Consider the following 12565-nt stretch of genomic DNA (forward strand, 5'->3'; position numbering starts at 1 on the left):
TTTTAATGAATACTAAAGTGCTTGTTATAGACGATGAAATGCATATAGTTGAGCTATTAAAATTCAATTTGGAGGTGTCAAACTACGAAGTTAGTTATTCATATGATGGATTTGATGGATTTATAAAAGCTAAGGAAGTTAAACCAGATTTAATACTTTTAGATTGGATGCTACCAAATATAAGTGGAATAGAAGTATTGAGAAAAATAAGAAGTGATAAAGACTTGAAAAATATTCCTGTTATAATGCTTACTGCTAAAAATATGGAAAATGACAAGGTTGAAGGGCTTGAAGTAGGTGCTGATGATTATATAACCAAGCCATTTAGTATAAAAGAATTGTTAGCTAGGGTTAGCTCTGTTTTAAGAAGATATAACTTAACTAGTACAGGCGAAGAAAATAATATACTTACCACAGGTAATTTAAAACTAGATTTATCAAAACATGAAGTTACTAAAGGTTCTGAAAAGATAGAGTTAACACTTAAAGAGTTTGAACTGTTAAAATTATTAATTCAGAATAAAGGTAAAGTACTTTCAAGAAACTATCTTTTAGATAAAATATGGGGCTATGAATACTATGGAGAAACTAGAACAGTAGATGTCCATATAAGATATTTAAGAAAAAAAATAGAAGATGAAGATAAATCAGAAAAATATATAGAAACTATAAGAGGTGTAGGATACAAAATAGATTAGAAAAAGTTATATTTTAGGAGTGTTATCTTGTGGAAGAATTAAATAGCATATATTTTTTTATTGTTATGTTGTCTATAGCCATTGTAATATTGTCTGTAAGATATACAGTAACACTAAGAAAATATTTAAAAGAGTTTATATACGTTTCAAAAAAAGTAAGTAACAAGGAATTTCATGCTAGGTTGAATATATCAGCTAAAGGCGAATTAGGCGAATTAGCCAGAAATTTTAATCATATGATAAAAAATATGGATGATACATTGGAAGAAGTACAATATAAACACTTACAATTAAGGTCTATATTAAAGAGTATATCTCATGGAATTTTAGCTATAGATGTAAATGGAAACATATTATTGATAAATGATGAAGCTAAAGAAATGATAAAGAGTGAACCAAACAAACTAGTTGAAGGACATAATATCAATGCTGTAATAAAAGAAGAAGAAATATTAAAGCAGATACTTCAATTTATAGGTTCTAAAGAAAATGAAACTGCAAAGATTACTACTAAAGATGATATAGTATACAAAATAAAAGTGGATCCAGTTTATCTTCAAAATACCAATAATGTAATAATTGGCTCAATAGTAAACATAGAAGATATTACTAAAAAAGTGAAGCTTGAAAATATGAGAAGTGATTTTGTTGCTAATGTAAGTCATGAACTTAAAACACCACTTACATCTATAAGTGGATTTGTTGAAACGTTAAAATCCAATGAAAATATAGATGCAAACACTAGAAATAGGTTTTTGGAAATAATAGAAAGTGAATCAGACAGATTAAAAAGATTGATTGATGACATATTATTATTATCATTTGTAGAAAATAAAGACACTCTTCTAATGGAAGATGTTGTAATATATGATGTATTTAGAGAAGTATATGAAATAACTCAACGTTCAGCTAGTGAAAAAAACATAGAAGTTTTATATAAATGTGATGATAAATCAATAAACATACTTTCTAATAGAGATTATATCAAACAAGTATTTTTAAATTTAGTTGATAATGCTATAAAATATACTCAAGATAATGGTATTGTACAAGTGGTAGTTTTAAAAGATGAAGAAAAAATAGTAATCAAAGTTATAGATAATGGTGTTGGAATACCAAAAGAAGATGTAGAACGTATCTTTGAACGCTTCTATAGAGTGGATAAAGCAAGAAGTAGAGATGTAGGAGGAACGGGTTTAGGATTGGCTATAACGAAGCATATAGTCAAATCATTAAATGGATGTATAAAAGTAAAAAGTGAACTTGGTATTGGTAGCGAATTTATTGTTACAATCCTACAAAAAAATTTCCTTAAATAGAAGGAAATTTTTTTTGTTTTTTGCACAAACTATATAAGAGAAGGAGCTGAGAAAATGGAAGAAAGCTTATTAGGTGCCAATTTATTTAGACACTCTTTTATAGTAGCAGTAATTATAGGAATATTATGTAGAGGATTAGTTTTAAGAGTTACAGACAAGCAATACCCATCGAGACCACAAGATTATTTAGAGCAAATAATAATATCAGGGCTTTCAGCTTCATTGGGTGCAATAGCATTACCTGCACTTATAGATAAGGAGTTTGCAGCATTAACATTTTTTGCAGTAGCGATACAACAATTTCAAGGCCTTGCAGAGCAGGAAAGAATAACATTAAAAAATATCGACAATGAAGAATTAGTACCAAAGGGAGATGCTTATGTAGAAGAAATAGCATCTACGTATGAATCTAGAAGTTATATCAGTCTTTTTTCTGCATTAGTATCTTCTATAGTTTATATTACTGTTTCAAAACGATATGACCTTAGCTTTATTTATTGTACAATACTAGCTGTTATAGCAGGAGCTTTGGTTGGTTTAATTTTTAGAAGGTTTCTAAGACGAAATAGTATAGCAGATATAGCAGATATAGTTCCTGCTGAAGTAAGTTTTGAAGGGCCTATTTTAAAAGTAAATGGTGTAATAATAACTAATATAGGTTTAGAGAATACAAGAGAAAAATATAAAAATGAATGTTTAGCTATAGAAATTATACCAAGAGATTTGGGTGCATTTGGGATAGTAAATGATATAGGACAAAGACAAGCTATAATACATAATCTATTTATTCATATGGGTATAGATAAAGATGTAGATGAGGTTGATATTGTAGCTATATCTAAAACTAACTTAGAAAAAAGCACTGTGGTTATACCATATATACCAATAATCAAGGATATAGATGTAATGATAGATGTAGTAAAAAGTACTCCTATCATAGAGACATCAAAAGGAAAACAGAGTGATTTTTCTAAAAAGACTTTGTAGATTTATAAGTGAACATTTTATATTAGATATTTTAGGAGTGATTTAATGGATAGAGTATTTTTTGTTGCAGTTATTATTGGTATAACATCAAGAGTTATAATGTTGAATTTAGACCAAAAACAGTACCCTACACAACCAAATGTTTTACTATCTCAGCTCATATTAGCCTTTGTTGCTTCGGCATTAGGAGCATTACTAGTTCCAGCTCTTATAAATCGTTCTTATACATCGATAACATTTTTATCTTTGGCAGCAGAACAGTTTAGACAAGTAAGAGCAAATAGAAGGAATACATTACAAAACTTAGAAGAAGTTCAACTTGTAAAAAGAGGAGCTGCATTTATAGAAGAGATAGCTAGAACTTATGAAGTAAGAAATTATATGTGCATAGTTACATCTTTTTTAACAATAGGATTATATTATGTAATTATTGAAGAAACTAAAATAAGTGAAGGTATGAGTTTGATAATAAGTTCAATTTGTGGTTTATTATTAGCTTTCATACTTAAAAAACTTCTTACTAGAAAAAGTATTGGAGATATAGCTGATGTAATGCCTGCTGATATTAGCTTCGTAAATGAATCTATATTGAAGGTGGGAGATTTAAAAGGAATAACAAATATAGGTCTAAAAAGTGATAGAGAAGTATATATTAATAGAGGTGTAGGAATACAAATAATTCCTAAAAATAGAGATTATGCTAATGCAGGAATATTATTTGATTCGGGTCAAAGACAAGCTATAGTATACAATATATATTCAAGATTAGGTTTATATGGAGATTATGAAGAACCTGCATTTGTACCATTACCTAGACGAAATAAAGATGATGAAAGTATAATGATTGCTTATTTACCAATAGATAGGAATGTTGAAAAGGTAATGGAAGCTGTAAAATCATGTCCAATACTTTCAAGTTCTAAAGGTAAAAACTTATCACTGAAAAACTATAAAATAGGAAAGAAAGGAAGTGCATAAAATGGGAATGGATATAGGTCTAAATGAATATACCCTAGCAATAGTTACACTAGATAAAAATATGAGAAATGGTGGAGGTTGTCCAATATTTTATGCAAATGATGAAAAAGACTTGCAAAATAAGGCGATGCTCATGTCAAAGTGTGTAGGTGGAATGGTTCACGATATGACTAATGGAACATTAATAATAGTAAAGCATTAAAACGATAAGATACTTTTAAGGGCAAATAATGTTCAAATTTATAAAATATTTAAATTTGAATATTATTTGTTTTAATCTTTTTATAGCTATTTACTTATATTGACTATTAGAATTAAAATGTGTTATTATGACATGAAATGTTTAAAAATGCTATTGTAAAATATAATAAAGTAATAAACTGTATATGAAAATATATTATAATAAATATTGATGAATATAAAAGAGTGGTGAAAAAAATGGAAGTAAATGTAAAAAAAATAAATAATATTATAAGTAAAGTTTACAAAGATAGTATTGCAGAAGAAATAGGTATAGAAGTAGGAGATTTACTTATATCTGTAAATGAACAGCCAATACATGATATAATAGAGTATAGATTCTTACTAAGTGATGAGTATTTAGAGGTAGAGATACAAAAAAAAGATGGCGAAGTCTACATATATGAGATAGAAAAAGACTATGATGAAGATTTGGGTGTTGAATTTACAAATCCAATAATTGACCAAGCTAAAAGTTGTAGAAATAAATGTATGTTTTGTTTTATAGACCAATTGCCAGAAGGAATGAGAGAAACACTTTATTTTAAAGATGATGACTCAAGATTGTCTTTTTTACAAGGAAATTTTGTTACACTTACAAATATGAGCGAAGAAGATATAAATAATATAATTAAATACAGAATAAGTCCTATAAATATATCTGTGCACACAACTAATCCAGAATTAAGACAAAAAATGATAAGTAATAAATTTGCAGGAAAATTATATGGTATAATGAAGAGATTGGCAGATGCTCATATAGAGATGAACTGTCAAATTGTTTTATGTCCAGGTATAAATGATGGAAAGGAATTGGATAGAACAATAAAAGAATTAGCTCAACTTTATCCATATGTAAATAGTGTTGCTATAGTTCCAGTTGGAATTACAAAGCATAGAGAAAATTTAGTAGAATTAAATATATTTGATAATAAGGGTGCAAGTAAAACTATAGAGCAAATACATGAAATACAACAGATATATCTTGAGAAAATAGGAACTCGATTTGCATTTTTATCAGATGAATTTTATATATTATCTAGTAGAGAATTGCCTGGATATGAAGAGTATGAAGGATTTTTACAGTTTGAAGATGGTGTAGGTATGATACGTAAGTTAAAAACAGATATTGAAGAGTATCTAAACACATTGTCTGAGAATATTCTCAAAAGAGATAAAAAGGTATCAATAGCTACTGGACATTCTGCATATGAATTTATACAAAGTATGGCAGATGCTATGATGGACAAGTTTAAAAATCTTCAAATAGATGTTTATGAAATAAAAAACAAGTTTTTTGGAGAAACAATAACAGTATCAGGCCTTTTAACAGCTAAAGATTTAAAAGAGCAACTTGAGCATAAGGAATTGGGAGAAGCTCTTTATATAACAAGAAGTATGTTAAAAGCAGATGAAGAAATTTTCTTAGATAATATTGAACTAAATCAGTTAGAAGAACTTATGAAAATAAAAATTATCCCATGTTTAAATGAAGGAAAAGATTTTGTGGATAAAATTTTAAAATAGAAAACAAAAGATGGAAGGAGAAACAACATGAGTATAAGTAGGCCAGTTGTAGCTGTAGTTGGGAGACCAAATGTTGGTAAGTCTACAATATTTAATAAATTTGCAGGAAAAAGGATATCAATAGTTGAAGATACACCAGGAGTTACAAGAGATAGAATATTTGCAGAAGTAGAATGGTTAGATAAATATTTTACATTAGTAGATACAGGAGGTATTGAGCCTGATAGCGAAGATATAATATTATCTCAAATGAGAAATCAAGCTATGCTTGCAATGGATATGTCACATGTAATACTTTTTATAGTTGATGGCAAGGCTGGAATAACAGCTGCTGATAAAGAAATTGCTCAGATACTTAGAAAAACAAAAAAACCAGTAATTTTAGTGGTTAATAAAATTGATAGTCAAAGTCAGTTTGATAATATATACGATTTTTATGAATTAGGTTTTGGAACTCCTTTTGGAGTGTCAGGAGCCAATAGTATGGGATTTGGAGACTTATTAGATGAGATAGTTCAAAATTTTCCAGCAGGATTAGATACAGAGTATGAAGAAGATATAATAAGAGTAGCTATAACAGGTAAGCCAAATGCAGGAAAGAGTTCTATACTTAATAAGATATTAGGAGAAGAAAGAGTAATTGTAAGTCCAATTGCAGGAACTACTAGGGATGCAATAGATACTTATTTTGAAAAAAATGGACAGAAGTTTCTTCTTATAGATACAGCAGGGCTTAGAAGAAAGAGCAAAATATATGAGACGATAGAAAAATACAGCGTAATAAGAGCTATGAGTGCTGTAGATAGAGCAGATGTTGTGTTAATAGTTATAGACGCTTTGGAAGGCGTTACAGAACAGGATACAAAAGTTGCGGGTATAGCACATGATGAAGGCAAGGGATGTATATTTGTAGTCAATAAATGGGACTTAATAGAAAAAGATAATAAGACAATGAGTAATTACACAAAAGATATAAAAGAAAAATTCCCATTTATGATGTATGCTCCAATAGTATTTGTTTCTGCAAAGACTAATCAAAGAATGAATAAAATATTAGACACAGTTGAATATGTATCAAATGAGCATTCTAAGAGAATATCAACTTCAGCATTAAATGAAGTAATTGGAGAAGCTGTAATGTTAAATCAGCCACCATCTGATAAAGGTAGAAGATTAAAAATTTACTATGGAACTCAAACAGACATTAGACCTCCTAAAATTACTTTATTTATAAATGACAAGAACTTAACTCACTTCTCATATCAAAGATACCTTGAAAATAAGATAAGAGAAAACTTTGGATTTGAAGGAACTTCTATAAAGTTTGAGTATAGACAAAAAAATAAAAAGTAAATATCTAAAATATAACTAAAGGGGGTAAGTTCAGTGGAAATATTTAGTTATATAATTATTGCTGTAATTGCATACTTATTAGGCAATATATCAACTTCGTATATAGTTGCAAAGCGAATTGCTGGGGTTGATATAAGGACTCAAGGTTCGGGTAATGCAGGCTCGACAAATGTACTTAGAACACTTGGGAAAAGAGCAGGAGCAATGACTTTTTTAGGTGATGTTTTTAAAGGTGTAATTGCTGTTTTGATATCGGAAATTGCAGCAAAGTTGGTTGGTATAGATACTCTTTTAGCTGGATATCTAGCAGTTATATGTGTTGTAGCAGGTCATAATTGGCCAGCAGTTTTAGGATTTAGAGGGGGTAAAGGTGTTGCAACTTCACTAGGTGCAATGCTTGCTGTAAATCCAGCAATAACATTAATGTGTTTGGCAGTGTTTATATTGGTGGTAATTATAACAAAATATGTCTCATTAGGTTCTGTTGTTGGTATAGGTTGTTCACCAATATTTATGATTATAGCAAAAAATAAAGCAGGGTTAGTTGTAGCTTTGTTTTTAACCATATCAGTAATATATAATCACAGAGCAAATATAAAGCGATTATTAAATGGGACAGAAAGAAAAATTGGTCAAAAGAAAGAATAGTAAATATATTATACTCAGGTGGTGTTAAACATGGAGAAAGTATGTGTATTAGGTACTGGAAGTTGGGGAAGTGCATTAGCTTTAGGCCTTGCAAATAAAGGTAATGATGTTAGCATGTGGACTCGAAAAGAAGAACAAGCTAAAAAAATAAACAGGACTAAAGAAAATACAGACTATTTACCAGGAGTATTATTTCCACATAATATAACTATAAGTACTGATATAGAAAAAACTATAGAAAATTGCAAAGTAATAGTTTTAGCAGTTCCATCTCAAGCAGTAAGAAGTACTTGTGAAAAAATAAAACCCTTTGTAAAAGCTGGACAGATTATCGTTAATGTAGCAAAAGGTCTTGAAAAAGGCACTGGACTTAGATTGTCTCAGGTATGTGAAGAAGAATTGCCACAAAATCCATATGTAATACTATCTGGCCCATCTCATGCTGAAGAAGTAGCAAGAAATATACCTACTACAGTAGTAGTAGCCTCTAAAGAATTAAAAATAGCACAGAGTATACAGGATTTATTTATGAGCCCTAAACTTAGAGTTTATACAAATCCAGATATAGTTGGAGTTGAACTTGGAGGAGCATTAAAAAATATTATAGCTTTTGGCGCTGGTATATGTGATGGTTTAGGGTATGGTGACAATGCAAAAGCAGCTCTTATGACAAGAGGAATTAGTGAAATGAGTAGACTTGGTACTGCTATGGGAGCTAACATGTCTACATTTGCAGGCCTTTCAGGCATTGGAGATTTAATAGTTACTTGTACAAGCATGCATAGTAGAAATAGAAGAGCGGGTATACTTATAGGACAAGGTATGAGCTTAGAAGATACATTAAAAGAAGTAAAGATGGTTGTAGAAGGAATAACGGCTACTGAAGTAGCACATGATGTTGCTGAAAAGCTGAATATAGATATGCCAATAACTAATGCTATATATTCTGTGATAACTAAAGGTGCAAATCCTAAAGAAGTTGGAATAGAGCTAATGATGAGAAGCAAAAAGCACGAAATGGAAGAAGTAGTTTTAGGTGATGATATATAAATTTATTGCATAATAAAATAAAAAAATAATAGACGTGTTTTAGCCCTCTTTATATAAAGAGGGCTATTTTAATATTACTTAGCATGTTTTATTATGTACTCAATAGAAGAAATCATTTTCATAGTTAATTCATCATCATTAGAATTTTTTCCTGTGTTCTTTTTTAAGAATAATAGATTTTGATAAAAAGAAATAATTATATCATTGATTATGTCTAAATCTTTAGCTGGTATATATCCAGTATCTACAAGATTGTTCAACAGTATTTTATTTCTTTCTTTTATACTTTTTCCTGTAATCATTAAAGATATATCACTGTCATGAATACCTAAATCTTCTGGAAACATATCATAATATTGTTTTGTTATATAACTAAGCTCATCACTGGACAAGTTAAAAAATACCTGATAAAAAGCTTGGGCATTTTCAAAAGAATGTTTACAAAATAATTTCCACATAATTATATATTTCTTATATTCATCATTTACATTCTCTATACACCTCGAAATATTCAAGTTATAATCTTTAAAATATTTTATAGATGCAAATGATATTAGATGGTCTAAATTTTTAAAGTAGTTGTATAGGGTTGAACTGTTATAGCCAGCCATATCTGCAACCTTACGAAGTGTAATATTTTCTATTCCTTCATTTTCCATAATGTTTTGAGCAGCTTCTATGAAATACATCAATATCCTTTTCTTTTGTAACTCTTTATTTGTCATTTTATTCACCTACAAATAATCAATATAGTTTATATAATCGTGATTTTATCATTAAATTTACCATAAATCAAGAATAATATTCCAAAATATAATGTATACTTGTTATATTTTAGATAATTTAAAATCATAATAATATAAAAAATATTTTAAAATTAAATCATGATTGACAAAATAATCATGATTATGATAAAATAATCACAAATAAATTTAATTTACATACGAATACAACAATTAATAAAAATGTTAATAATTTTAAAATAATATGTTTATCTTTGTTGTGTTGAATAAATTATCTAAATATTGAGAAAGAGGTGCACTATGTCAAATAATATGAGACTAGAAAGATTAAGAAAGTATATGAACGAAAAAAACATTGAAATTGCCCTAATATTTGAACCAGACAACCAATTTTATATTAGTGGATTTAAAGCAATAACTTACTCTAGACCAATTGTAACAGTAGTAACTCAAGATAAAATAGAATTAATAGTACCTGGATTAGAGGAGCTACATGCTAAAGAAGTTGCAAAAGTTGATAATGTATATGTATATTATGAAATACCAGAGATGAAAGAACATGGAATATCACATAAACATTACTTAGATATAATTTTAAATAGATATCCTAAAGGAATAACTGTTGGGATAGAAAAAGATATAGTATCTGCAAGCTTTTCAGAATATATAACTGAGAAATCATTTGCTATTAAAGATGTTGGAAGTAAAATATTTGAAATGAGATATGTAAAAGATGCAAGAGAGATAGAATTTTTAAAGATAGCTGGTTACTTATCTGATATAGGAATAAAAGGTTCTTTGGAAAATGTTAGAGTTGGGATGAGTGAATTGGAATTTGACGTTGCAGGGGATAATGCTTTACTAAAATATGTATCTGAAAATTATCCTGATACATATATCGGATTTGCAAACTGGACTTGTTCAGGCATCGATAGAACAGCACAACCACATTTAGACTCCAATACTAGGATACTTCAAAGAGGAGATATAGTAATACATAGTAGACAGGTTTGGTATGAAAACTATAGAGCAGAAAATGAAAGAACTTTTATTATAGGTAAGCCAACAGAAAGACAAAAGGAAGTATTTAAAATTGCAGTAGAAGCTCAACAAGCTGGATTAGATACAATAAAAGCTGGTATACCAGCAAGAATGGTGGATGAAGCAGCAAGAGCTGTTGTTGCAAAGCATGGTCTAGAGTTATATTCAAATCACAGAATTGGTCATGGTTTAGGTTTATCAGAACATGAGGAACCATATTTAAGATTTGACAATGAATTAATATTAGAAGAAGGAATGGTATTTTCTATGGAACCAGGAATATATATACCTGGAATTGGAGGATTTAGACATTCAGATACAGCAATAGTAGGTAAAAATAGTGCTACAATTATAACTAATTATCCAAGAAGTGTTGAAGAGCTTATACTTGATATTTAAATTAGTACATATGTATGAATTTAAGTAAATTTGAAATTGGAGGAATTACAGTGAAAAAGAAGATTGGATTTTGGGATTTAGTATTTATGAATATATCAGCATTATTTGGGATTAGATGGATAGCTAAATCTACTGCCTCTAGTTTTGGGTTGGGTCTTGGTTCGATACCAGTTTGGTTATTGTTTGCTTTTATATTCTTTGTTCCAGCATCACTTATATGTGCAGAGTTGGCTGCAACATATCCAAAAGATGGTGGACTTGGAGAATGGGTTAAACAGGCTTATGGAGAGAAGTGGGGATTTATGGTGTCATGGTTAAATTGGACATCAAAGATATTTTGGTATTCCTCATTCTTGACATTCTTAGCTATAAATATTGCTTATATGCTTGGAAATCCAGCTCTATCAAACAATAAGATGTTTATTTTAGTGCTTTCACTCATAATATTCTGGATGTTATCCTTAGTAAGTACTCGTGGAATGGCATTTGGAAAATTCTTTACAAATACAGGAGCATTAGGTTCTACAATTCCTGCTATATTACTTATAGTGATGGCATTTATGTCTGTAGTTATTCTCAAAAAAGCTCCATCAGCATCTGTATATACAATCCAAAATATAATACCAAAGATAGATGCTAATTCACTAGTTTCTATATCTGCTATAATATTTGCACTATCAGGAGCTGAAACAACTGCTAATTTCATAACCGAAATGGATAATGCTAAGAAAAACTTCCCTAAAGCTATATTGACAGTAGCTGTTTTAATAGGAGGAATCTATATCCTAGGTTCAGTAGCAATAACAATGATACTTCCTCCAGATGAAATTGCAGCATCGACAGGAATACTAGATGCGCTAGCTAAAGTTGCACAAGATTTAGGAATAGGAAGCTGGTTTATAAGAGTAGTAGCATTTGGGATAACTTTATCAGTACTTGGAGCACTAATACTTTATATAGCAGGTCCAGTAAAGATGCTTTTTGGAAATGTAAAAGAAGGTGTATTTCCTAAGCAATTAACTGTTACAAATAAACACAATATACCATCAAATGCTGTAGTAATTCAAGCTATAATAGTGAGTCTACTTCTTATAGGAACAAATTTACTGCCGTCAGTAGATAATATATATAATGTCCTTGTAACTATGACAGCATTAACAGCCTTGTTTCCATATGTATTACTTTTTACGTCATATATAAGACTTAGAAAGACAAGACCAAACGAAGAAAGACCATACTCAATTGCAAAAAGTGATTCAGTTTGTATCAATATAGCCAGAATGGTACTTGTAGTGACTGTAGTAGGGATACTTTTCTCAACAGCACCAGTTATGGAGACTTTAAAGGATAATATAGTCTATGAGATTGAAATGATAGGTGGAGGTCTTTTTGTTATAATAACAGGTTTAATGATATGGAAGAACTATGAAAAGAAGGTATCTAATAATTCTGGAGATTCCTATAAATAAAAATATAATTATTTTAGTGAACTAAAAGCGTATCTCTTTAGTTCACTAAAAATTATGGATAAATTAACTTAACATATCAATAAATCTATAATATATTGAAATGTTAAAAAATC

At 29.3% G+C, this 12565-nt stretch carries 12 protein-coding genes; 11 read left to right on the top strand and 1 reads right to left on the bottom strand.

The annotated features are described in order from the left end of the window. The first annotated feature begins 5 nt into the window (after positions 1-5). From IC214_RS10760 to IC214_RS10800, 9 genes are all read left to right on the top strand, one after another. Positions 6-698, top strand: a complete 693-nt coding sequence (locus IC214_RS10760; protein ID WP_227432425.1) for a winged helix-turn-helix domain-containing protein — start codon at positions 6-8, stop codon at positions 696-698. A gap of 29 nt (positions 699-727) precedes the next feature. Beyond that, positions 728-2017, top strand: coding sequence for a HAMP domain-containing sensor histidine kinase (locus IC214_RS10765; RefSeq protein ID WP_227866649.1), 1290 nt, complete (start codon positions 728-730; stop codon positions 2015-2017). A gap of 54 nt (positions 2018-2071) precedes the next feature. Continuing rightward, positions 2072-3004 carry a YIEGIA family protein gene (locus IC214_RS10770; protein ID WP_227866650.1) on the top strand — a complete coding sequence of 311 codons (933 nt, stop codon included), beginning with the start codon at positions 2072-2074 and terminating at the stop codon, positions 3002-3004. 45 nt (positions 3005-3049) lie between these two features. After that, positions 3050-3982, top strand: coding sequence for a YIEGIA family protein (locus IC214_RS10775; protein ID WP_227432428.1), 933 nt, complete (start codon positions 3050-3052; stop codon positions 3980-3982). A gap of 1 nt (position 3983) precedes the next feature. Further along, positions 3984-4184, top strand: coding sequence for a capping complex subunit for YIEGIA (locus tag IC214_RS10780; protein WP_227432429.1), 201 nt, complete (start codon positions 3984-3986; stop codon positions 4182-4184). Between the two features lie 236 nt (positions 4185-4420). After that, positions 4421-5749 carry a DUF512 domain-containing protein gene (locus IC214_RS10785; RefSeq protein ID WP_227482895.1) on the top strand — a complete coding sequence of 443 codons (1329 nt, stop codon included), beginning with the start codon at positions 4421-4423 and terminating at the stop codon, positions 5747-5749. A 27-nt stretch (positions 5750-5776) separates the two neighbouring features. Next, positions 5777-7102 carry a ribosome biogenesis GTPase Der gene (gene der / locus IC214_RS10790; RefSeq protein ID WP_255612844.1) on the top strand — a complete coding sequence of 442 codons (1326 nt, stop codon included), beginning with the start codon at positions 5777-5779 and terminating at the stop codon, positions 7100-7102. Between the two features lie 33 nt (positions 7103-7135). Then, complete coding sequence (gene plsY, locus IC214_RS10795; RefSeq protein ID WP_227432431.1) at positions 7136-7750, top strand: glycerol-3-phosphate 1-O-acyltransferase PlsY; 615 nt, start codon at positions 7136-7138, stop codon at positions 7748-7750. A 30-nt stretch (positions 7751-7780) separates the two neighbouring features. Further along, positions 7781-8800, top strand: a complete 1020-nt coding sequence (locus IC214_RS10800) for an NAD(P)H-dependent glycerol-3-phosphate dehydrogenase (RefSeq protein ID WP_227432432.1) — start codon at positions 7781-7783, stop codon at positions 8798-8800. 74 nt (positions 8801-8874) lie between these two features. Here the strand turns inward: IC214_RS10800 and IC214_RS10805 are convergent, their stop codons facing one another. Beyond that, complete coding sequence (locus IC214_RS10805) at positions 8875-9525, bottom strand: TetR/AcrR family transcriptional regulator (protein WP_227482894.1); 651 nt, start codon at positions 9523-9525, stop codon at positions 8875-8877. A 318-nt stretch (positions 9526-9843) separates the two neighbouring features. Here IC214_RS10805 and IC214_RS10810 point away from each other — a divergent pair, with 318 nt between their 5' ends. After that, the gene (locus IC214_RS10810) at positions 9844-10983 is read left to right on the top strand and encodes a M24 family metallopeptidase (protein WP_227432434.1); all 1140 of its coding nucleotides are present in this window, start codon (positions 9844-9846) and stop codon (positions 10981-10983) included. A gap of 14 nt (positions 10984-10997) precedes the next feature. Beyond that, positions 10998-12452: an amino acid permease gene (locus IC214_RS10815; RefSeq protein WP_255612845.1), complete on the top strand. Its 1455-nt coding sequence runs from the start codon at positions 10998-11000 to the stop codon at positions 12450-12452. The last annotated feature ends 113 nt before the right edge of the window (positions 12453-12565 follow it).

This window comes from Clostridioides sp. ES-S-0190-01, from assembly GCF_020658275.1.
Classification (GTDB): domain Bacteria; phylum Bacillota; class Clostridia; order Peptostreptococcales; family Peptostreptococcaceae; genus Clostridioides.

What these genes read in the sequence shown, in the direction of transcription:
- IC214_RS10760 (WP_227432425.1), top strand. Translation starts at nt 6, where the DNA reads ATGAATACTAAAGTGCTTGTTATAGACGATGAAATGCATATAGTTGAG.
- IC214_RS10770 (WP_227866650.1), top strand. Translation starts at nt 2,072, where the DNA reads ATGGAAGAAAGCTTATTAGGTGCCAATTTATTTAGACACTCTTTTATA.
- IC214_RS10775 (WP_227432428.1), top strand. Translation starts at nt 3,050, where the DNA reads ATGGATAGAGTATTTTTTGTTGCAGTTATTATTGGTATAACATCAAGA.
- IC214_RS10780 (WP_227432429.1), top strand. Translation starts at nt 3,984, where the DNA reads ATGGGAATGGATATAGGTCTAAATGAATATACCCTAGCAATAGTTACA.
- IC214_RS10785 (WP_227482895.1), top strand. Translation starts at nt 4,421, where the DNA reads ATGGAAGTAAATGTAAAAAAAATAAATAATATTATAAGTAAAGTTTAC.
- der (WP_255612844.1), top strand. Translation starts at nt 5,777, where the DNA reads ATGAGTATAAGTAGGCCAGTTGTAGCTGTAGTTGGGAGACCAAATGTT.
- IC214_RS10800 (WP_227432432.1), top strand. Translation starts at nt 7,781, where the DNA reads ATGGAGAAAGTATGTGTATTAGGTACTGGAAGTTGGGGAAGTGCATTA.
- IC214_RS10805 (WP_227482894.1), bottom strand. Translation starts at nt 9,525, where the DNA reads ATGACAAATAAAGAGTTACAAAAGAAAAGGATATTGATGTATTTCATA.
- IC214_RS10810 (WP_227432434.1), top strand. Translation starts at nt 9,844, where the DNA reads ATGTCAAATAATATGAGACTAGAAAGATTAAGAAAGTATATGAACGAA.
- IC214_RS10815 (WP_255612845.1), top strand. Translation starts at nt 10,998, where the DNA reads ATGAATTTAAGTAAATTTGAAATTGGAGGAATTACAGTGAAAAAGAAG.